The organism is Phycicoccus sp. Soil802 (assembly GCF_001429605.1).
Classification (GTDB): domain Bacteria; phylum Actinomycetota; class Actinomycetes; order Actinomycetales; family Dermatophilaceae; genus Pedococcus.
The window spans coordinates 37483-56570 of the sequence record NZ_LMSS01000004.1; the positions used below are offsets into that span (position 1 = coordinate 37483).

Sequence of the window (19088 nt, forward strand, 5' to 3'; positions counted from 1 at the left end):
GCCGGCCCAGTGCCGGCAGGCCGACGGCCTGTCCGGGGTCAGTCGAGGGGTTACCCCGCCTCCTGACACCCACACCATCCATACGACTATGTTGTGAGATGCACACGGGCGTGCAGGCATCGCCCCGTTCACGGCTAGTCCAGCCACGCTCCGGGAACACCCCACCCGGCGGCGTCAGATCAAGGGAGGTGACGTGTACAAGTACATCCTTCGGAGACTGCTCCAGATGATCCCGGTGCTGCTTGGGTCCACGTTCATTATCTTTGCCATGGTTTTCGCACTGCCCGGAGACCCCACGGCAGGTATGTGTGGCGAGCGGCCCTGTGCCCCGGCCTTCGTCGCCAAGTTCCGCCTCGAGCACAACCTCGACGACCCGCTGCCGACGCAGTACGCCAAGTACATGGTCAACGTCGCCCAGGGCGACCTGGGTACGAACTTCCGCGGCATCAAGGTGGCCGACGAGCTCAAGACCCGCTACCCCACGACCGCGAAGCTCGCCGGTATGGCGATCATCTTCGAGACGATCATCGGGGTCTTCGCGGGTGTGCTGGCGGGTATCCGCAAGGGCAGGTTCGTCGACAACCTGGTCTTGGTGAGCACCCTCTTCGTCATCGCCATCCCGATCTTCGTGATCGGCGCGACGCTCCAGTACTACCTCGGCGTCAGGTGGAAGATCTTCCCGGTGACGGTGTCACCGGAGGCGACGTTCTACGAGCTGTTGCTGCCGGCCTTCGTGCTGGGCAGCGGCTCGATCGCCTACGTCGCGAGGCTGACCCGCACCAACCTGGTCGAGAACCTGCGTGCGGACTACGTGCGCACCGCGGTCGCCAAGGGGCTGACCCGCCGCCGGGCCATCGGCCTGCACACCCTGCGCAACTCCCTGATCCCGGTGGTCACCTTCATCGGCGCCGACTTCGGCGGCCTCCTCGGTGGCGCGATCGTCACCGAGCGGATCTTCAACATCCAGGGCGTCGGTGGCTACACCTTCAGCAGCCTGCACAACCACGACGGCGTGGCCGTGGTCGGGACGGTGACGGTCCTCGTGCTCGTCTTCCTGCTCGCCAACCTGCTCGTCGACCTGTTGTACGGCGTGCTCGACCCGAGGATCACCCATGACTGAGGCATCGACCATTGCCGTTGGCGCCGAGACCAGCGCCCCCTCCCAGGGCCAGGACGAGGCTCGTTCGCTGACCTCGGACGCCTGGCGCTCGCTCAAGCGGAACCCGATCTTCTGGGTCTCCGTCGTGCTCATCGTGGTCTTCGTGCTGATGGCCGCGTGGCCGTCACTGTTCACCAACGTGGACCCCAACGCGGCCGTGCTCAAGGAGGCACGCCAGCGTCCCAATGGCAATGCGTGGTTCGGGCGCGACATCCAGGGCTACGACATCTACTCACGCACCATCTACGGTGCGCGCGCCTCGATCCTGGTCGGTGTGTTCGCGTCGATCGTGACGGTGCTCATCGGGGGCGCCATGGGTGTCGCCGCGGGCTACTACGGCGGCTGGCTCGACTCGGTGGTCTCGCGCATCACGGACATCTTCTTCGCCATCCCCCTGCTGCTCGGCGGCATCCTGCTCATGGCGACGTTCCCGAACACCGTGGACTCGCCCTACCTCGTCGTGGTCGGCAAGGTCGTCCTCGTCCTGTCGCTGTTCGGCTGGCCGGGCCTGGCCCGGTTGATGCGGTCCAGCGTCCTCCAGGTCAAGCCGAACGACTACGTCCAGGCTGCCCGGGCCCTCGGGGCGAGCCCGTGGCGGATCATCCGGGCGCACGTCCTTCCCAACGCGGTGGCCCCGATGATCGTCGTGGCGACCATCAACCTGGGTGTGTTCATCTCGGTGGAGGCCACCCTGAGCTTCCTGGGGATCGGGCTCACCCCGCCGGCCGTCTCGTGGGGTGTGGCCATCTCGGATGCCATCGTGGCGCTCCGGACCACCCCGCACATCCTGCTGTTCCCCAGCCTCTTCCTGAGCTTGACCGTGCTGGCCTTCATCATGCTCGGCGACGCCGTCCGTGATGCCTTCGACCCGAAGTCGCGCTGAGCGGAGAGAGATAGATGACAACCTCTGAAACCATGGCTCGGGCGTCTGCGAAGTCCTCGGGTCACACCTATGCGCCGAAGGACGGCCTGCTGCTCCAGGTGGCGGACCTCCACGTCGAGTTCCACACCCCCGACGGCATCGCCAGGGCGATCAACGGCGTCAACTTCGACCTCTACGAGGGTCAGACCCTGGCCATTCTCGGCGAGTCCGGGTCGGGCAAGTCCGTGACCGCCCAGGCGATCATGGGCATCCTCGACATGCCGCCGGCGGTGATCCCGCACGGCCAGATTCGCTACTGCGGTGAAGACCTGCTCACGATGGATCCCGAGCAGCGTCGCAGGACCCGGGGTCCGGAGATCTCGATGGTCTTCCAGGATGCGCTGTCCTCGCTCAACCCGGTGTTCCCGGTGGGCTGGCAGATCGCCGAGATGTTCCGGGTGCACCGTGGCATGAACAAGTCCGACGCCCTCGAGCGTGCGGTCAAGCTCATGCAGCGCGTGCAGATCCCCGCGGCGAAGGAGCGGGTGAAGGCCTACCCGCACCAGTTCTCCGGCGGTATGCGCCAGCGCATCATGATCGCGATGGCGATCGCGCTCGACCCGGCGGTGCTCATCGCCGATGAGCCGACCACCGCCCTGGACGTGACCGTCCAGGCGCAGATCATGGCGCTGCTCCAGGAGCTCCAGGAGGAGCGCCAGATGGGGCTCATTCTCATCACGCACGACCTCGGTGTGGTCGCCGACGTCGCCGACAAGATCGCGGTGATGTACGCCGGTCGGATCGTCGAGCGGGCCGACGTCTTCGACCTCTACCGGAAGCCCGCGCACCCCTACACCAAGGGTCTGCTCGAGTCGATCCCGCGTCTTGACCAGAAGGGGCAGCAGCTGGCCGCCATCGGTGGCCTGCCGCCCAACCTGATGCGGATCCCCAATGGCTGTGCGTTCAACCCGCGCTGCAAGTACGCCCAGGACGTGTGTCGCGAAGACCGTCCTGCCCTGCTCGAGGTCGTCCCCGGCCGAGAGAGCGCCTGCCACTTCGCCGAGGAGGTCCTCAATGGCTGAGGCCATTCTGACTGCGACCGATCTGGTCAAGTACTACCCCATCAAGGGCGGTGTCCTGCGTCGCACCGTGGGCAACGTCAAGGCCGTCGACGGCGTCAGCTTCGAGCTCCTCAAGGGTGAGACGCTGGGCATCGTCGGCGAGTCCGGGTGTGGCAAGTCCACCCTCGGACGCCTGCTGATGCGTCTGGAGGAGCCCACCTCCGGCAGCGTGGTCTTCGACGGCGTCGACATGTACGCCCAGAAGGGTCGCGCGATGCGCCGCCTGCGTCGCGACATCCAGATCGTGTTCCAGGACCCCTACACCTCGCTCAACCCTCGCAAGACGGTCGGCGACATCGTGGGGGAGCCCTTCGACATCCACCCCGACGTGGTGCCGAAGAAGGGTCGTCGCAAGGCAGTCCAGGACCTGCTCGACCTCGTGGGCCTCAACCCGGAGCACATCAACCGCTACCCCCACCAGTTCTCCGGTGGCCAGCGGCAGCGCATCGGCATCGCCCGCGGCATCGCGCTCAACCCCAAGGTGCTGATCTGCGACGAGCCGGTCTCCGCGCTCGACGTGTCGGTGCAGGCGCAGGTCGTCAACCTGATGGAGAAGCTGCAGGACGAGCTCGGCCTGTCCTACATCTTCATCGCGCACGACCTGTCCGTCGTCCGGCACATCTCGGACCGCGTCGGGGTCATGTACCTCGGCAAGATGGCAGAGCTGGGGGAGGAGGACGAGATCTACGGTCGTCCCACCCACCCCTACACGCAGGCCCTGCTGTCCGCCGTCCCGGTGCCCGACCCGACCCTTCGTGACAAGCGCGAGCAGATCGTCCTCAAGGGCGACGTGCCCTCGCCGGCGAACCCGCCGTCCGGCTGCCGCTTCCACACCCGGTGCTGGAAGGCGCAGGACAAGTGCAAGACCGACATCCCGCTGCTCGAGCCGCGCCCTGACGGCGTCGCGGAGCACCTGTCGGCCTGCCACTTCGCCGCTCCGCGCGAGATCATCGAGACGATCGACCTCACCGAGATCGACCCGAAGGCGCAGACCGCAGGCGCCTGACCGCCTCGCCGCACGACCACGGTGCCGCCCTCCTGCGCAGGAGGGCGGCACCGCGTCGTCCCCCTGGTCTACGGCCGCCCGGGCAGCCGGCGGTTCAGCGAGAAGATCCGCCCGAGCAGCGGCATCAGCACGATGTTGAGCCCGTGCAGGATCCCGATGATCAGGAGTATGCCGCCGAGTCGCCCGAGCTCGAATGTCACCTGCTCCGCGGTGACCTTGCCCGAGATCGAGTTCTGCCAGTCCTTCTGCGGCGCCACGTGCACGCTGAAGAGGATGTAGGCGGCGAAGATCAGGTAGTACACGATGTCGGTCAGGACGATGTAGCTCTTGCCGGTGAGCGGGTTGTCGTGGAACACGTCGGCGGCATACGCCCGCCCGAAGCGCTTGATGAACGGGCCCAGCCACAACGCGATGGCCAGCAGGGCGAGGTTGGTACCCACCTCCAGGATCCACCAGGGCATGTGCAGTCCTTTCCCATCTCTCGGTGTGAGGGTCAGGACGGCTGCCGTCACGGCAGCAGTCCCGACCAGCCAGAGGGCCCCGACCCGGGCCAGGCGGCGCCGTCGGGCGCGATCGTCGTCGATCGAGGCGACCACGCGGGCGAACAGGTCCGGCGACGGCTCGGCGCGGGTCCCTTCGCTCACGAGGGCCTCGTGCAGGCGTTCCTCGAGGGTGCTCATTGCTTCTCCTCCAGGGTGGTCGCGAGGGCGCGCATGCCCCGTTGCAGGTGGGTCTTGACCGAGTTGGTGGAGATGCCAAGGGTCGTGGCGATGGCCTCGACCTGGAGGTCGAGGTAGTAACGCAGGACGAGGCAGTCGCGTTGCCGGTGCGGCAGCCGGCGCAACGCCTCGACGACCTCCGACCGTGACTCGCGGGCGGCGGCGGTCTCCTCCGCGGAGGGCTCGTCGAGGACGGCCGGCGGCCGGTGCCGGAGCGAGACGAGACCGCGGCGGTTGTGATCGCGAGCCAGGTTGATGACGATCGACCGCACGTAGGCAGCGGCCCGCTCGGGGTCGCGGATCCGGTGTGCGCTGCGCGACAGCCGGATGAACGCCTCCTGCACGAGGTCCTCCGCTGCCGTGCGGTCCTCCACGAAGAACCTCGCGAGCGAGACGAGTCGCGATGCCTCGGCGGCGAAGAGCGCGGCGACGAGGGCGTCGGCAGCAGGGACTGCCGACGCCTCCCGTGTGCCACCCTCCAAAACGCCCACAGATTCCATCACCTCGACAGACGAACGAGCAGAGCCGTTGGGTGACAACGAATTTCGGCAATTTCTCGTGTCACCCACCGCGTCGTGGTGTCGCGTCAGTGAGTTGTCAGCACCACGGCATCACAGGGCAAGGAGAGCACCATGGAACACATCCAGTCATCACCTCTTTGGCGGAGGACGGCCACCGCCGCGGCGTGCGCGGCGATCCTCGGCGTGGGCGCCGCAGTCGCCCCTGCGGTCGCGGGGGTGGCGCTCAACTTCAACAGTGGGTTGAGGGACTTCGCCCCGACCGCCTCCGGACCGTTCGACGGGGCGACCGCCAAGCTGACCCTGGTCGGCACCGACTCGACGCAGGCCGTCTTCGTCGTGCACGGAGCAGACCCCGCAGTTGCGGGCCGGACGTTCGGCGCCCACCTGCACAACGGTCCCTGCGTCGCGGGCAACGGCGCGGCAGCCCTCGGCCACTACAACCACTCGACGACGGCACCGCCCACGGTGAACGACCAGACCGAGATCTGGCTCGACGTGACCATCAACGACGGCGGGAACGGGCAGAGCATGGCCCGGGTCGAGTGGGCGCCGGCTGCCGGCCCGCGATCCGTGGTGATCCACGCGAACCCGACGGCAGCAGACGGGACCGCGGGGGCGAGGCTCGCGTGCCTGCCCGTGGAGTGGTGATGACAGGCTCCCGGCGCGCGGTGCTCCGTGCCGCCCTCATCGGCCTCGGCCTGGGGGTGGCGTGGGGCGCGGCCGCGCGGGTCTGGATGCGCCTGGTGTCGACGACACCGGAGTTCAGCTGGGCGGGCACGGCGATCATCCTCGGGTTCAGCGGCCTGCTGGGCCTGTTGCTGGGGCTCTCCTGGCGCGCGCGACATGCCACGGGACGCCGACGGTGGTTCCGGCTGCTGTTCCTGCCGGGCCTGATCCTCTTCGCGGGACAGGGTGCGCCGTTGGCGCCGGGACTGCTCGTCGCCGGCCCGCTGCTGCGCCGCCCCGGTGTGCTGGCGCGGGCGGGGACGGTCCTGGCCGTGGCCGGCCCGGCGGTGGTGCTGTGGTGGACGGAGCGACTCGACGAGGACACCATGCTGTCGGCGCCGACGCGGGTCCAGCTCTGGTTGTTGATCGGGATGCCTGTGCTGTCAACGGCATTGGCCTTCGCCGGCCACCTGGTGCTGGGTCCGCTGGGGCAGCGCGATCAGTCGGCGTCGCCCGAGCGCGCCCGCAACAGGCGGCGCAGCGACTCCAGGCGTGAGGTGCCGGCCGGCCCCGCCTGACCGGATGCCACCCACGCGTCGAGGGCGCACTCCTCCTCGTCGTGGGTGCATCCGCGCGGGCACTCGGCCGTGCCGGGCTCCAGGTCGGGGAAGTGCTGGATGATCCGGGCGAGGTCCACGTGGGCCAGGCCGAACGAGCGCACCCCCGGGGTGTCGATCACCCAGCCGCTGCCATCGGGGAGCCGTAGCGCGACCGCGGAGCTGGAGGTGTGGCGACCGCGACCGGTGAAGTCGTTGACCACCCCGGTCGCCCGGCGGGCGTCGGGGACCAGCCCGTTGACGAGGGTGGACTTACCGACGCCGGAGTGGCCGATGAAGACGCTGATCCGGTCGACCAGCTGCTCCTGGAGGGCTTCGAGACCCTCGAAGCCGGTCTCCCCGGTGGCGGTCACGACGCTGCGGACGTTGAGCGGTGCGTAGTTCGCCATGAAGGCGTCGGCGTCGGCCAGGTCTGCCTTGGTGAGCACGAGCAGGGGGTCGAGTCCGGCGTCGTAGGCGGCCACGAGGCAGCGGTCGATCATGCGTGGTCGCGGCTCGGGGTTGGCCAGCGCCGAGACGATGACGAGCTGGTCGGCGTTTGCGACGATGACCCGCTCGACCGGGTCGGTGTCATCCGCGGTGCGACGCAGCACCGAGCGCCGCGGGGTGAGGCGGACGACCCGCGCCAGGCCGTCGGGGTTGCCCGTCGTGTCACCGACGAGCTCGACGTCGTCGCCGACGACGATGCCCTTGCGTCCCAGCTCGCGGGCCTTCATCGCGGTGACCGTGCGCTCCGGCCACGGCCTGCCGTCCGGGCGCTTGCCGCCGGCGCCCGCCGCCACCAGCACGGTGTAGCGACCGCGGTCCACGCCGACGACGAACCCGGGCACGGCGTCCTCGTGGGCGGGGCGGTCCTTGGACCTCGGCCGGGAGCCCCGGCGGCTCGGCCGGATGCGGACGTCGCTCTCGTCGTAGTCCGACGCGCGTCGGCTCACGCCCGGTCACCACCGGGGTCCACGAGGCCGTGCCACAGGTCGACGAACTCGGGCAGGGTCTTGGCCACCGTGCCGGGGTCCGCCACGACCAGTCCGGGCGCGCGCAGGCCCAGGACCGCACCGGCCATGACCATCCGGTGGTCGGCGTAGGTGTGGAACAGCCCACCCGTGAGGGCGCCCGGCACGATGCGGAGGCCGTCGTCGGTCTCGGTGACGGTCGCGCCGGTGGCGCCGAGCTCGCGGGAGAGGGCGGCCAGCCGGTCGGTCTCGTGTCCCCGGATGTGGGCGACTCCCCGGATCACGCTGGGGGAGTCGGCGAGCGCCGCAAGTGCAGCCACCACGGGGGTGAGCTCGCTGGCGTCGTGCAGGTCGACGTCGATGCCGCCCACGTCGCCATTGCCCGACACGGTCAGCCCCTCGCGGGACAGGGACACGTCGGCCCCCATGACGTCGAGGATGTCGCGGATCGCGTCACCGGCCTGCGTGGTGTGCTGGGGCCACCCGGGCACGGTGACGCGTCCGCCGGTCACGAGCGCCGCGGCGAGGAACGGTGCCGCGTTGGACAGGTCGGGCTCGACCTGCACGTCGAGGCCGTTGATCTCCGACGGCTCGACCCGCCAGGTGTTGGCCTCGCCGTCGTCGACGATGGCCCCGGCGTCCCGCAGGGTCTCGATCGTCATCTCGATGTGCGGCTCCGACGGCACCGGTTTGCCGACGTGGTGGATCGTCACGCCGTTGTCGTAGCGCGGGGCCGCGAGCAGCAGGGCGGACACGAACTGGGACGACGCGGAGGCGTCGAGGGTGACCGTGCCACCCGGCATACGGCCCGTGCCGTGGACGGTGAACGGCAACGTGCCGCGCCCCTCGTCCTCGACCGTCGCTCCGAGGACGCGCAGCGCTTCGAGCACCGGGCCCATCGGCCGCACGCGTGCCTGCACATCGCCGTCGAACGTGACCAGGCCGTCGGCCAGGGCGGCCACCGGAGGCAGGAACCGCATCACGGTGCCGGCCAGGCCGCAGTCGACGTGCGCGCCCCGGTTGAGCGCCGCCGGCGTGACCACCCAGTCGGGGGCGTGGGCGCCGGGTCCGGTGGCATCGTCCACGCCCGCCCCGAGGTCACGCAGGGCCTGCGCCATCAGGAGCGTGTCGCGTGACCGCAGCGGCCGCCGCAGCCGGGACGGGCTGTTGGCGAGGGCGGCGAGGACGAGGAAGCGGTTGGTCAGGGACTTGCTGCCCGGCAGGGCGACCTCGGCGTCGACGGGTCGGGTCGCGGCGGGCGTGGACCAGTCGGCCGGCGCGGCGGGCGATGGGTCAGGTGAGGGCATCGTGCGCCTGGGCTGCCGCCAGCTTGGCCTCGCGACGGGCGGCGTGCGCGGCGTGCTTCGCGTCGCGCCTGGCCTTCTTGGCAGTGCGCTTCGCGGAGTCGCTGGCGAGCCCGGCGCGATAGGCGAGGCCGGGCCGGCCCTCGGTGTCGACGCTGGCGAGCAGGAGGCCGCCGAGCAGCCCGAGGTTCTTGAGGAAGCCGATCCGCTGGGTGCGCTTCACGGCCGGGTCGGTCTCGGCCCAGAACGCGTGCCCGACATAGGTGGTCGGCACGAGCGCGCCCGCGAGGGCCAGGGAGGCCAGGCGCGGCACCCGACCGGTGGCGAGCAGTGCGCCGCCCGCGACCATGGTGGCGCCGTTGGCCCGCACGAGGAGCTCGGGGTCGTTGGGCAGGCCCAGGGGAGCGAGCCGCTCGGCGAAGGGGGCCACCTTCGGCTTGAGGGCCGAGGGGTGACGGAGCTGCTCGAGGCCCTGGACGACGAAGATCGCTGCGAGCAGCGGCCGGGCCACGCGGCGGACGAGGGTCATGTTCACTCCTGGAGATGCCTTGGGGGGTGCGGTCGGTCGGTTCGCACGTCGCCTCCCTGTCTACCGTATTGGCCGGTCAGCGTCGCTGCGTACCCTGTCCACCATGTGCGGCCGATACGCAGCGACAGCAAACCCCGACGAGCTCATCGAGGAGTTCGAGGTGGAGCAGGACCGCACGGCGGAGCCGACCCGCAGCATCCTCAAGAACCCGCAGTCGCCACCGGCCGGCACACCCGACTACAACCTCGCCCCGAGCAAGCAGGCGCCCGTCGTCCTGGCCCGCGTGCCGCGCGACACCGCGGAGGGGTATGCCGGTGAGCCGGCGCCCGTGCGCCAGCTGCGGTTGCTGACGTGGGGGCTGGTCCCCAGCTGGGCCAAGGACGTCAAGATCGGGATGCGGATGATCAACGCCCGCGCGGAGTCCGTCCTGGAGAAGGGGTCGTTCGCCAAGGCGGCGGCCTCGCGCCGGTGCCTGGTGCCGGCCCAGGGCTGGTACGAGTGGCAGAAGTCGCCGGTCAGCACGGACGCCAAGGGCAACCCGCGCAAGCAGCCGTTCTTCATGCACCGGGCCGACGGCGACGTGGTGGCGTTCGCCGGGCTCTACGAGTTCTGGCGGGACCGCGAGATCGCCGACCAGGACGACCCCGAGGCCTGGCTGACCACCTTCACGATCATCACCACCGAGGCCGAGCCGGGCCTGGACCGGATCCACGACCGGCAGCCGCTCGTCCTCGAACGCGACGACTGGGCCACCTGGCTGGACCCCGCCGTCACCGACCCGGGCGAGGTCGGTCGGCTGCTCGCGTTCGCGTCGCCAGGACGCTTCGAGGCGCACCCCGTCGGGGCGGCGGTCTCGTCCAACCGCAGCAACGGCCCCCAGCTCATCGAGCCGGCCGGCCTCGACGAGCTCGACGGCGTCGTCGACCCGATGACCGGCGAGATCATCGGTGCCGCTGCCGCCGGTGCCGCCGACTCGTCCGGAGGGCCCAACCCCGCATGAGCAGCCCACGAGTGGTCGAGGTCGAGACGCCGCTGGGACCCGCGCGGGTGCACCTGGCGAGACCGCCACGGGCGCACGGCTCGGTCGTCCTCACCCACGGCGCCGGCGGAAGCATCCGCGCGGGCGACGTGACGGCGGTCGCCACCGGGCTGGTCGAGGCCGGCTGGGCGGTGGCCCTGGTCGAGCAGGCCTGGGTCGTCGCCGGGCGCAAGCTGCCGCCACCCGCCGCGACCCAGGACCCCGCGTGGCTGCCGGTGGTCGCCCACCTGACCACGGGACGCGGCGCCCTGCCGAGACCCCTGGTCGTGAGCGGCAAGAGCAACGGGGCGCGGGTCGCGTTCCGCACCGCGCACGAGGTGGGCGCCGATGCGGCGCTCGCCCTGGCCTTTCCGCTGCACCCGCCCGGGAAGCCCGAGCTCTCGCGAGCGGGGGAGCTGCGTGCACCCGTGCCCCACGGCATACCGCTGCACGTCGTGCAGGGCGAGAGCGACGCGTTCGGCACACCCGCCGAGGTGCGTGCCGAGCTGCCGGACCCCTCGTGGGTGACCGGGGTCAAGGGCGGCCACGGCTTCACCCGGAAGCCGGACGACCTGGTCGCGGCCGCGGTGGCGTTCGTGCGCACCCTCGCCTGAGGCTGCTCGCCGACCCGCGCGCCGGGGTGGAGCTCGGTCCAGCCGGTGGCTAGAGCGCCCCACCCGCAGCGGCCGGTGCGGAGGCGTCGTTGCCGCCGTCGCCCACGGCCTCACGGGCGAGGTGGTCCTCGATCTGGAACCAGTCCTCACCGGCTCGCTGCGCGATGGTCAGCAGGGTGTTCATCGCCGCCACCTCCTCGACCTGCTCCTTGAGGAACCACAGCATGAACTGCTCACCCAGGACGTCGCCCTCGGTGCGGGCGGCCCGGAACAGCGCCTCGATCTGGGCGGTCACCGACTTCTCCTGCTCCAGCGCCAGCGCGATCGGCTCGTGCGGCTTGCCGAACTCGTTGCGCACCTCGTCGACGCCGGGGACGGTCAGCGCCCAGTCCCGGTCCAGCATGTACTGGACCATCATCATGGCGTGGTTCCGCTCCTCGACGCTCTGGAGGTAGAAGTGCGTCGCCAGGCGCGGGAGGTCGTGCCCGTCGAACCACACCGCGATGGCGATGTACTGCTGGCTCGCGGTGAACTCGTGGCGTACCTGCTCCGTGAGCAGCTGGACGAAGGACGGTTCCGGAGCGCGCGACATACCGGAAACCGTAGCGCGTGGGAATGACCACGCCAGGCGCCCCGTTGAACCAAGGGACCGACCGCGACGCGGTCGAACCCATCGATGCACCACCAGGAGCCAGTTCGTGCCCGTCCTGACCGCACCGCCCGAGCGCGGCGCCGCGCTCACCGCGCCTGTCGCCCTGGGCCTGTCCGCCACGACCGAGAAGCCTGTCGCCGCGACCGCGGGACTAGGCTGGAGGGCAATGACTGAGACACCCGCCACCGACACCATCGTCGACGAGGCCACCCCTGACGCCACGGTCGACGTGGCCAGCGAGACCCCCGCCGAGCGCCAAGGGCGCTTCGAGCGCGAGGCGATGCCGCTGCTCGACCAGCTCTACTCCGCCGCGCTGCGCACGACGCGCAACCCGGCGGACGCCGAGGACCTGCTGCAGGAGACCTACACCAAGGCCTTCGCCGCGTTCCACCAGTACCGGCCCGGCACCAACTTCAAGGCGTGGATGTACCGCATCCTCACCAACACCTACATCAACACCTACCGCAAGAAGCAGCGCGAGCCGCTGCAGTCCGACGCCGCGGAGATCGAGGACTACCAGCTCGCGCGTGCCGAGTCGCACAGCTCGAGCGGCCTGCGGTCGGCCGAGATGGAGGCGCTGGACCACCTGCCCGACACCGAGGTGAAGCGGGCGCTCCAGGAGCTTCCGGAGGACTTCCGGATGGCGGTCTACCTCGCCGATGTCGAGGGCTTCGCCTACAAGGAGATCGCCGAGATCATGGACACCCCCATCGGCACCGTCATGTCGCGGTTGCACCGCGGCCGGCGCCAGCTGAGGGAGCTGTTGACGGAGTATGCCGCCGAGCGCGGCTTCGTGACCCAGGGAGCGGACTCATGAGCTGCGGAGAACAGGGACCGGGAGAGGCTGCGGGGTCGGACTGCTCCGAGGTCCTGCACCGGGTCTACGAGTACCTCGACGGCGAGATGACGCACGCCGACACGGTCAAGATCAAGCACCACCTCGAGGAGTGCGGCCCCTGCCTGAAGGAGTACGACCTCGACCACGCGCTCAAGGCGCTGGTGAAGCGCTCCTGCGCCTGCGAGGAGGCCCCGGTCGAGCTGCGCACCTCGATCATGGCCCGGATCACCACCATCAGCTACCAGATCCAGATCTCGGAGTAGCTGGCACCCACCGCACGTCACCGGGGGCCGACGCAGGCCATCAGACGCCAGACGGGGCGGTCGAATCCAACTGGATTCGACCGCCCCGTCTCGTGCGTCTGGCGCGGGCTCAGGCGTTGGGCTTGCGGCCGTGGTTGGCCGCGTTGCCCTTGCGCGAGCGGCGCTTGCGGGCGCGCTTGCTCATGGGAGTCACTCCGTCAGTGGTGGTGTGGCGCGATGTGCACCGGGTGCACGGCGATTGTCTCACAGGCTCGAGGTGCTGCCGTCCGCGACAGCCGAAATCGGGATCTCTGCGGCCAAACCCCAACCAAAGGGTCCACGCACGCCTCGAAAAGGTGCGACGGCTTGTTCAAGGTTTGGCAAAGAAGGGGCAAGGAAAGTCCCAAGGCTACAGGTTGACCGGCATCATAGTCCTGTCCACGCACCGCACCCCTGGCGGCTAGGGACAACTGATGGTCTGAAGTAACCGAACGGACGAGTCGGGCATCAGACAGAAGGAGCATCTGCCATGAAGGCGATCACCACCATCTTCGAGTCCATCCTCAACAAGGACGACTCGCTCGTCTGGACCCCCGCCGACGGACCCACCAAGGCGATGGCCGACCGTGGCTGGACCTGGACCGGCCTCGAGGCCAACCGTGGTTGGACCTGGACTGGCTGAGCTCCGCCTCAGCGTGTGCTCGTGCCGGTAGGTTGACGGCATGAGTCCGTCGTCGTCGAGCCCCTCTTCCGAGGGCGCCGACACGAGTGCGTTGCGCGTTGCCCTGTTCATCGGGTTCGTGTGGCTCCTGGCGCTGGTCGCCGTTGCCCTGTCGTGGCTCGTGGCGGGCCCGCCGACCAACCTTCCGGCCCTCGTGCTCCTGGTGCTGGTCGCGGTGGCGGGCTGGCTGGGTCGGGACAACCTCGTCGGGACGCGGATCCGCTTCTCCTTCGTCAGCATCGTCGTCCTTGCCTCGATCGTCATCACCGGCCCCGCAGGCGCGGCCCTGGTCGGCGGCGGGGCCAACCTCGTGCGGTTCCGCAAGATGCCCCACCGCGCACGGGTGTTCAACACCGGCATGTTCGCCTTCATCGGCGCGGCCGGGGGGCTGGTCTACCTGGGCGTCGGTGGTCGTGCCGACGTGGCCACCCTGCACTCCGCCTCGACCCTCCTGCTGGAGGTGGGGCTGCCCCTCGTGGCGGCCGATGTCGCCCAGTGCCTCGTCAACGCCCTGCTCCTCGCGGCCGTCCAGACGATTGCCACCGCCACCCCGTTGCGCACCCAGGTCTGGGGGCTGCTGGCCACCACCGGGCCCGCCTACATCGGCTACGGCCTGATCGGGTTCCTCTTCGTCGTGCTGTGGATCCCGGCCCAGGTGGGCTGGTTCAGCGCGATCCTCGTGCTCGCGCCGCTGTTCGTCGCGCGGTGGGCGTTCGCGCAGTACGGCGACGAGCTGCAGGCGCACGAGCGCACGCTGCGGGCCCTGGTGACGGCCGTCGAGACCAAGGAGCCGCACAACGCCGGCCACAGCGAGCGGGTGGCCCAGCTGAGCGAGTGGATGGCCGAGGCGGCGATGCTGGGCCACAAGGAGATCGAGGACATCCGCACCGCAGGGATGCTCCACGACGTCGGCAAGGTGGCGATGCCGACCCGGCTGCTGGGGTCGCGCCAGGCCCACACCGACGACGACCTCGCCACCATGGCCGGTCACGCGCTGGCCGGCGTCGAGCTGGTCAAGGACGTCGACTTCCTCTCCGGGTCGGTCGACGGGATCGCCCACCACCACGAGCGGTACGACGGGCGGGGCTACCCCGACGGGCTCGCAGGCGAGCAGATCCCGCTGGCGGCCCGCCTGATCGCCGTGGCGGACGGCTTCGAGTGCCTCACCTCGGCTCGGTCCTACCGTCCGGGCCTGCCCGTCGACGCCGCGTTGGCGGTCGTACGTGGCCAGTCCGGCACCCAGTTCGACCCGCAGGTCGTCGAGCTGCTGGCCAAGGCGCTGTCGCGCCACGAGTGGAGCCTCACCGAGCGCACTCCCGACGAGCTGGCCTCGGCCGGTGTCGCCCTCGACCACGACGAGCCCGAGGTGTCCGACCACATCGCCACCACCGAGCGGCTTCGCGCCCTCATCACCGGACGCGCTGCAGCAGGACTGCACCACGCCGGTGGAGAGGTGCGCTGATGCGCGAGAGGCTTCGGCGCATCGACCTGAGGGGGGCCATCGGGGTCCTCTGCGGGGCCTGCGTCGTGGTCTCCGTGTGGCTGGCGCGTGACTCGGTCGGCGGCCTGGCCGGCGATGTCGGCCTGGAGATGCTGATCTTCCTCGTGGCCATCGCGCTGGGCGAGACGGCGCGGCTGACCATCCTGACCGGCCGCGAGACGGCGCCGATGTCCACAGCGGCAGCGCTGGGGCTGTCGTTCACCGCGTTGACAGCACCCGGCGACCAGCAGGTCGACGCCAGCGTCGTGGTGGCCACCATCTCGCTGGGCATGGCCTGTGGGTTGCTGATCCTGCGCCTCGCCACGGGGTCGGGCCACTGGGGCGGCACGGCGGCCCGTCTGCTCGCAGCAGCCAGTGCGGCGGTGGTCTACCGGTCGGTCGACTTCAACGGCCACACCCTGATCGTGTGGCAGGAGGAGTGGTCCGACCACCGCTGGCTCGTGGCGGTCCTGATGCTCTCCGTCGGCGCGCTCGCCATGCTGGTCGACCTCACGCTCGAGGCCGCCGTGCGAGCCGGGCGCGACCACGCCCCGCTGCTCAGGTCGGTGGTCGACGAGGTCCGGTCCAGTGGCGGGCTGGCCACCGCCCTGGTGTCGTCGGGTGCCCTGATCGCCCTGGCCGAGTTCGCCGTCGGGGTGGCCGCGCTGCCGCTGTTCCTCTTCCCGCTGCTGCTGACCTACTTCGCCGTCCAGCGCTACGCCTCGATCCGCACCACGTACCGGCAGACCATCGGGGCCCTCTCCTCGCTGACCGACCGGGCCGGCTACACCCGCACGTCGCACGCCCAGCGGGTCGCCGACATCGCCGTGGCCGTCGGCCGTGACATGGGCATGGGCCAGCGCGAGCTCACCGACCTGGAGTATGCCGCGCTGCTGCACGACCTCGGCCAGGTCGCCCTGCGGGCCCCCATCCCCGAGGGCGCGACCGTGATGGCGGCCCCCGCCGACCAGCAGCGAATCGCCCACGACGGCGCCGAGATCGTCCGCACCACCGGGGTGCTCGACAACGTCGCAGCCATCCTCGAGTCCCAGACGACTCCCTATCGGCAGGTCCGCGAGTTCGGGCAGGAGCTGCCGATGTCGAGCCGCATCATCAAGGTCGCCAACGCCTACGACGACCTCTGTGCCCCCAGTGGCAACGACGACCGCGCGATGGAGCGGATCCACCTCGGGCTGGGCTACGAGTACGACCCCCGGGTGGTCGACTCGCTCACCCGGGTGCTCGAGCGCCGTCGGGGTCGCACGCCCCTGCCGGCCGGCTGACGCGGCCGAGCCGCAGCGCGGCATACCTGCTCCGCCTCCTGGCGGACCGCACGGCCCACCTGCCGGCGGCGGCCGGACCACGCAGTGGGCGGTGCCGGGACCACGTCCCGACACCGCCCGGCCCTGCTGGAGCCGCGTCGCTAGGGCGTGCCCGTGGTGAGGTGGGCGTCCATGGCGAGGTTCTTCTCCACGCGGGGGTCGCCCGCGTCGGCGAAGTAGTCGCCCCGGATCGTCTCGTCGCGACCGGCGTCGACCTTCATCGCCGTCAGCACGAGGGTCAGGACCACGGCCACCACGAGGTTGATGACGAACGCCGTCATCGCGATGTAGCCCAGGTCGCCGAGCACCGGGATCGGGTCCAAGGACCCTCCGAAGTGCGCGACCTTGCTGCGCGGGTTCGCCACGCCCCACGCCGCATAGGTGCCGTAGGCCATGCCGGCCGCCCAGCCGGCCAGCAGGGCCCACCGGTGGAACCACCGCGTGTAGAGGCCGAACACGATGGCAGGGAGGGTCTGCAGGATCCAGATGCCACCCAGGAGCTGGAAGTTGATCGCGTTCTGCTTGTCGAGGGTCAGCACGAAGACCAGGGCGAAGGCCTTGACCAGCAGCGAGACCAGCTTGCCGACCTTGGCCTCCTGGGCGTGCGTCGCGTCGGGCTTGAGCCACTCCTTGTAGATGTTGCGGGTGAAGGTGTTGGCCGCCGCGATCGACATGATCGCCGCTGGGACCAGCGCCCCGATCGCTACCGCGGCGAAGGCGACGCCGGCGAACCAGCTCGGGAACGAGTCCTCGAACAGCTGGGGGATCACCAGCTGGGCGTTCGGCTTGCCGTCGAGACCGATCGGCTTGGTGCCCGCCGCGATCGCGACCCAGCCGAGCAGGGCCAGGAGGCCGAGCACGAACGAATAGGCCGGGAGGATCGAGGCGTTGCGCCGGATCGTGTTGCGGCTCGAGCTCGACAGGGTCGCCGTGATCGAGTGGGGATACATGAACAGCGCGAGCGCGGAGCCGAATGCCAGGGTGGCGTAGGCGACGAACTGCTGCTGCGACGGGATGAACGCGCCATTGGGCTTGCCGTCGATCGCGTTGGGGGCCGCCATCTTCTTCTCGGCCGCACCGAAGATCGCGTCCCAACCGCCGAACTTCGTCGGCAGGTAGATCACGGCGACGATGATGACGAGGTAGATCAGGGCGTCCTTGACGAACGCGATGACCGCCGGAGCGCGCAGGCCGCTGGAGTAGGTGTAGGCGGCGAGCAGTGCGAACGCGATGAAGAGCGGGAGGTCGCGAGCCAGCACGCTCTCGCCACCGATACCCGCCACCTCGAGGACGGCCTGGATGCCGACCAGCTGCAGCGCGATGTAGGGCATCGTCGCGAGGATGCCGGTGACGGCCACCGCGAGCGACAGGCCACGGGAGCCGTAGCGCCCGCGGACGAAGTCGGCCGGCGTCACGTAGCCGTGCCGGTGGCTGACCGACCACAGGCGGGCCATGAAGATGAAGATGATCGGGTAGAGCACGATCGTGTAGGGGACCGCGAAGAACCCGGCGACGGCACCGGTCGCGAACATCGCTGCCGGGACCGCGACGAACGTGTACGCGGTGTAGAGGTCGCCCCCGAGGAGGAACCAGGTCACCCAGGTGCCGAAGCGGCGACCGCCCAGGCCCCACTCGTCGAGCGACTCCATGCTGTCGGCCTTGCGCCACCGGGTGGCCCAGAAGCCCATCCCGGTCACGAGCGCGAAGAGCAGGATGAGGACGGTCAGGGCGACGCCGTTGACGCTCGAGTCGGTCACGGCGGGTGCGAGCGCGGTCATCGGCCGGCCTCCTCGTCGTCGCGGCGGCGGGTCTCAGCGTCGCGGTGGCCCGGCATGGGGCGGTGCGGGCGGGCCCTGAGGACCAGCTTGTAGGCCGTGAAGGTCAGCGCGGAGCAGAGGAAGACCCAGAGGAACTGGTACCAGATGAAGAAGGGGAACCCCCAGAGCTCGGGGTCCTTGCGCGCGTAGCTGCCGACCCAGGCCAGCGCCACCAGTGGGAGGGCGAGCAGGACGCCGGCAATGGCCAGCAGGCCCTTGTTGGCAGGGGGGACTGTGTCGTGATCGACGTCGGTGTCGATGCTCACCGTGACCTCCAATGGAGAGTGGGCGGCTGCGGGAGGGCAGCCAGTGCGTACGATATGCCCGACTCGTCGGTAACTGTGGGAGAAAACAGGGGTCACTTCAGCACCAACCCGCAGGTGGCGGGCGCGCGGCGGCTCACCGTCGGCTGGCCCCCGGGACGACGAACGCCCGCCCCGCGGTGCGGGACGGGCGAACGGCTGGAGCGGGCCTCAGGCGGCCTTGGTCTCCTTGAAGATCTTGTCGATCTCGTCGATCTTGGCGAGCAGCTCGTCCGCCTTCGCGGCGTCGAACTCACCCTTGGTGCCCGACGCGCCAGCCAGCTTGGTGGCCTGGTTGAACAGCGTGTGCAGGTCCGGGTACTTCTCGAAGTGCGGGGGCTTGAAGTAGTCGGTCCACAGCACCCACAGGTGGTGCTTGACCAGCTCGGAGCGCTGCTCCTTGATGACGACTGCGCGGGTGCGGAAGTCGGGGTCGTCGTTGTCGGCGACCTTGGCGATGATCGCCTTGATCGACTCGGCCTCAATGCGCGCCTGGGCGGGGTCGTAGACACCACAGGGCAGGTCGCAGTGGGCGCTGACCTCGGTGGTACGGAAAATGCGGGAGAGCATGCGAATCCCTTCTGCGAGGTGGACCTCCGGGCGTAGCAGGAAAATGTGAACTTCC

Annotated in this window: 23 protein-coding genes; 13 read left to right on the forward strand and 10 right to left on the reverse strand. The window is 70.0% G+C overall.

The window, feature by feature from the left end:
* The first annotated feature begins 193 nt into the window (after positions 1-193).
* From ASG91_RS09260 to ASG91_RS09275, 4 genes are read left to right on the forward strand one after another with little or no spacing between them, the layout of a single operon-like run.
* On the forward strand, positions 194-1120 hold the full coding sequence (locus ASG91_RS09260) for an ABC transporter permease (protein ID WP_056922369.1): 927 nt from the start codon (positions 194-196) through the stop codon (positions 1118-1120).
* Positions 1113-2042, forward strand: a complete 930-nt coding sequence (locus tag ASG91_RS09265; RefSeq protein ID WP_056922370.1) for an ABC transporter permease — start codon at positions 1113-1115, stop codon at positions 2040-2042. The genes ASG91_RS09260 and ASG91_RS09265 overlap by 8 nt, the downstream gene beginning before the upstream one ends.
* A 32-nt stretch (positions 2043-2074) precedes the next feature.
* The gene (locus tag ASG91_RS09270; protein WP_157606270.1) at positions 2075-3103 is read left to right on the forward strand and encodes an ABC transporter ATP-binding protein; all 1029 of its coding nucleotides are present in this window, start codon (positions 2075-2077) and stop codon (positions 3101-3103) included.
* Positions 3096-4148 carry an ABC transporter ATP-binding protein gene (locus tag ASG91_RS09275; RefSeq protein ID WP_056922372.1) on the forward strand — a complete coding sequence of 351 codons (1053 nt, stop codon included), beginning with the start codon at positions 3096-3098 and terminating at the stop codon, positions 4146-4148. Before ASG91_RS09270 ends, ASG91_RS09275 begins: the two co-directional genes overlap by 8 nt.
* A 68-nt stretch (positions 4149-4216) precedes the next feature.
* Here the strand turns inward: ASG91_RS09275 and ASG91_RS09280 are convergent, their stop codons facing one another.
* Both ASG91_RS09280 and ASG91_RS09285 read right to left on the reverse strand, forming a co-directional pair.
* Positions 4217-4828 (reverse strand): hypothetical protein, encoded by a 612-nt coding sequence (locus tag ASG91_RS09280; RefSeq protein ID WP_056922373.1) that lies wholly within the window; start codon positions 4826-4828, stop codon positions 4217-4219.
* Complete coding sequence (locus ASG91_RS09285; protein ID WP_235545517.1) at positions 4825-5358, reverse strand: SigE family RNA polymerase sigma factor; 534 nt, start codon at positions 5356-5358, stop codon at positions 4825-4827. Before ASG91_RS09285 ends, ASG91_RS09280 begins: the two co-directional genes overlap by 4 nt.
* 141 nt (positions 5359-5499) lie before the next feature.
* Here ASG91_RS09285 and ASG91_RS09290 point away from each other — a divergent pair, with 141 nt between their 5' ends.
* Together ASG91_RS09290 and ASG91_RS09295 are read left to right on the forward strand one after the other, a co-directional pair.
* Positions 5500-6036, forward strand: coding sequence for a hypothetical protein (locus ASG91_RS09290; protein WP_157606272.1), 537 nt, complete (start codon positions 5500-5502; stop codon positions 6034-6036).
* On the forward strand, positions 6036-6632 hold the full coding sequence (locus ASG91_RS09295; protein WP_056922376.1) for a hypothetical protein: 597 nt from the start codon (positions 6036-6038) through the stop codon (positions 6630-6632). Before ASG91_RS09290 ends, ASG91_RS09295 begins: the two co-directional genes overlap by 1 nt.
* Here ASG91_RS09295 and rsgA read toward each other — a convergent pair.
* From rsgA to ASG91_RS09310, 3 genes are read right to left on the reverse strand one after another with little or no spacing between them, the layout of a single operon-like run.
* Positions 6554-7606, reverse strand: a complete 1053-nt coding sequence (rsgA, locus tag ASG91_RS09300) for a ribosome small subunit-dependent GTPase A (RefSeq protein WP_056922377.1) — start codon at positions 7604-7606, stop codon at positions 6554-6556. The two genes, ASG91_RS09295 and rsgA, sit on opposite strands and share 79 nt — an antisense overlap.
* A complete protein-coding gene (gene aroA, locus ASG91_RS09305) occupies positions 7603-8931 on the reverse strand; it encodes a 3-phosphoshikimate 1-carboxyvinyltransferase (protein WP_056922378.1) in 1329 nt (442 codons plus the stop codon). Before aroA ends, rsgA begins: the two co-directional genes overlap by 4 nt.
* A complete protein-coding gene (locus tag ASG91_RS09310) occupies positions 8918-9457 on the reverse strand; it encodes a DoxX family protein (RefSeq protein ID WP_056922379.1) in 540 nt (179 codons plus the stop codon). The genes aroA and ASG91_RS09310 overlap by 14 nt, the downstream gene beginning before the upstream one ends.
* A gap of 103 nt (positions 9458-9560) precedes the next feature.
* Here ASG91_RS09310 and ASG91_RS09315 point away from each other — a divergent pair, with 103 nt between their 5' ends.
* Positions 9561-10457 (forward strand): SOS response-associated peptidase, encoded by an 897-nt coding sequence (locus tag ASG91_RS09315; protein ID WP_056922380.1) that lies wholly within the window; start codon positions 9561-9563, stop codon positions 10455-10457.
* Positions 10454-11089, forward strand: a complete 636-nt coding sequence (locus tag ASG91_RS09320; protein ID WP_056922381.1) for an alpha/beta family hydrolase — start codon at positions 10454-10456, stop codon at positions 11087-11089. Before ASG91_RS09315 ends, ASG91_RS09320 begins: the two co-directional genes overlap by 4 nt.
* Before the next feature lie 49 nt (positions 11090-11138).
* On the opposite strand, the gene ASG91_RS09325 is transcribed toward ASG91_RS09320, so the two are convergent.
* Positions 11139-11681 (reverse strand): ferritin, encoded by a 543-nt coding sequence (locus ASG91_RS09325; protein WP_056922382.1) that lies wholly within the window; start codon positions 11679-11681, stop codon positions 11139-11141.
* Between the two features lie 226 nt (positions 11682-11907).
* Between ASG91_RS09325 and ASG91_RS09330 the strand changes: the two genes are divergently transcribed.
* Positions 11908-12558 (forward strand): sigma-70 family RNA polymerase sigma factor, encoded by a 651-nt coding sequence (locus tag ASG91_RS09330; protein ID WP_056922383.1) that lies wholly within the window; start codon positions 11908-11910, stop codon positions 12556-12558.
* Positions 12555-12842 (forward strand): mycothiol system anti-sigma-R factor, encoded by a 288-nt coding sequence (rsrA, locus tag ASG91_RS09335; RefSeq protein ID WP_056922384.1) that lies wholly within the window; start codon positions 12555-12557, stop codon positions 12840-12842. The genes ASG91_RS09330 and rsrA overlap by 4 nt, the downstream gene beginning before the upstream one ends.
* A 109-nt stretch (positions 12843-12951) precedes the next feature.
* Here the strand turns inward: rsrA and ASG91_RS21455 are convergent, their stop codons facing one another.
* Positions 12952-13026 (reverse strand): 50S ribosomal protein bL37, encoded by a 75-nt coding sequence (locus ASG91_RS21455; RefSeq protein WP_369791897.1) that lies wholly within the window; start codon positions 13024-13026, stop codon positions 12952-12954.
* 324 nt (positions 13027-13350) lie between these two features.
* On the opposite strand from ASG91_RS21455, the gene ASG91_RS20635 reads away from it, so the two are divergent.
* Genes ASG91_RS20635 through ASG91_RS09345 form a run of 3 tightly spaced genes read left to right on the forward strand, consistent with a single transcriptional unit; the run spans position 13351 to position 16305 of the window.
* Positions 13351-13503: a hypothetical protein gene (locus tag ASG91_RS20635; protein ID WP_157582129.1), complete on the forward strand. Its 153-nt coding sequence runs from the start codon at positions 13351-13353 to the stop codon at positions 13501-13503.
* 40 nt (positions 13504-13543) lie between these two features.
* Complete coding sequence (locus ASG91_RS09340; RefSeq protein ID WP_082594064.1) at positions 13544-15004, forward strand: HD-GYP domain-containing protein; 1461 nt, start codon at positions 13544-13546, stop codon at positions 15002-15004.
* Entirely contained in the window at positions 15004-16305 is a 1302-nt protein-coding gene (locus ASG91_RS09345) for an HD-GYP domain-containing protein (protein WP_056922386.1), read from the forward strand. The genes ASG91_RS09340 and ASG91_RS09345 overlap by 1 nt, the downstream gene beginning before the upstream one ends.
* A 140-nt stretch (positions 16306-16445) precedes the next feature.
* Here the strand turns inward: ASG91_RS09345 and mctP are convergent, their stop codons facing one another.
* The 3 genes from mctP to sodN all read right to left on the reverse strand — a co-directional run bounded on the left by mctP (position 16446) and on the right by sodN (position 19033).
* Positions 16446-18122: a monocarboxylate uptake permease MctP gene (gene mctP, locus ASG91_RS09350; protein ID WP_056922387.1), complete on the reverse strand. Its 1677-nt coding sequence runs from the start codon at positions 18120-18122 to the stop codon at positions 16446-16448.
* The gene (locus ASG91_RS09355; RefSeq protein WP_200961273.1) at positions 18119-18427 is read right to left on the reverse strand and encodes a DUF3311 domain-containing protein; all 309 of its coding nucleotides are present in this window, start codon (positions 18425-18427) and stop codon (positions 18119-18121) included. The genes mctP and ASG91_RS09355 overlap by 4 nt, the downstream gene beginning before the upstream one ends.
* Before the next feature lie 207 nt (positions 18428-18634).
* Entirely contained in the window at positions 18635-19033 is a 399-nt protein-coding gene (gene sodN / locus ASG91_RS09360) for a superoxide dismutase, Ni (RefSeq protein ID WP_056922388.1), read from the reverse strand.
* Between the last annotated feature and the right edge of the window lie 55 nt (positions 19034-19088).

Bases quoted from the DNA above. Each gene is read 5' to 3' on its own strand.
- ASG91_RS09315 (WP_056922380.1), top strand. From the start codon at position 9,561: ATGTGCGGCCGATACGCAGCGACAGCAAACCCCGACGAGCTCATCGAG.
- ASG91_RS09295 (WP_056922376.1), top strand. From the start codon at position 6,036: ATGACAGGCTCCCGGCGCGCGGTGCTCCGTGCCGCCCTCATCGGCCTC.
- ASG91_RS09290 (WP_157606272.1), top strand. From the start codon at position 5,500: ATGGAACACATCCAGTCATCACCTCTTTGGCGGAGGACGGCCACCGCC.
- ASG91_RS09280 (WP_056922373.1), bottom strand. From the start codon at position 4,828: ATGAGCACCCTCGAGGAACGCCTGCACGAGGCCCTCGTGAGCGAAGGG.
- ASG91_RS09320 (WP_056922381.1), top strand. From the start codon at position 10,454: ATGAGCAGCCCACGAGTGGTCGAGGTCGAGACGCCGCTGGGACCCGCG.
- aroA (WP_056922378.1), bottom strand. From the start codon at position 8,931: ATGCCCTCACCTGACCCATCGCCCGCCGCGCCGGCCGACTGGTCCACG.
- ASG91_RS09265 (WP_056922370.1), top strand. From the start codon at position 1,113: ATGACTGAGGCATCGACCATTGCCGTTGGCGCCGAGACCAGCGCCCCC.
- mctP (WP_056922387.1), bottom strand. From the start codon at position 18,122: ATGACCGCGCTCGCACCCGCCGTGACCGACTCGAGCGTCAACGGCGTC.
- ASG91_RS20635 (WP_157582129.1), top strand. From the start codon at position 13,351: ATGAAGGCGATCACCACCATCTTCGAGTCCATCCTCAACAAGGACGAC.
- ASG91_RS09275 (WP_056922372.1), top strand. From the start codon at position 3,096: ATGGCTGAGGCCATTCTGACTGCGACCGATCTGGTCAAGTACTACCCC.
- ASG91_RS09340 (WP_082594064.1), top strand. From the start codon at position 13,544: ATGAGTCCGTCGTCGTCGAGCCCCTCTTCCGAGGGCGCCGACACGAGT.
- ASG91_RS09325 (WP_056922382.1), bottom strand. From the start codon at position 11,681: ATGTCGCGCGCTCCGGAACCGTCCTTCGTCCAGCTGCTCACGGAGCAG.
- rsrA (WP_056922384.1), top strand. From the start codon at position 12,555: ATGAGCTGCGGAGAACAGGGACCGGGAGAGGCTGCGGGGTCGGACTGC.
- ASG91_RS09310 (WP_056922379.1), bottom strand. From the start codon at position 9,457: ATGACCCTCGTCCGCCGCGTGGCCCGGCCGCTGCTCGCAGCGATCTTC.
- ASG91_RS09330 (WP_056922383.1), top strand. From the start codon at position 11,908: ATGACTGAGACACCCGCCACCGACACCATCGTCGACGAGGCCACCCCT.
- ASG91_RS09270 (WP_157606270.1), top strand. From the start codon at position 2,075: ATGGCTCGGGCGTCTGCGAAGTCCTCGGGTCACACCTATGCGCCGAAG.
- sodN (WP_056922388.1), bottom strand. From the start codon at position 19,033: ATGCTCTCCCGCATTTTCCGTACCACCGAGGTCAGCGCCCACTGCGAC.
- ASG91_RS09345 (WP_056922386.1), top strand. From the start codon at position 15,004: ATGCGCGAGAGGCTTCGGCGCATCGACCTGAGGGGGGCCATCGGGGTC.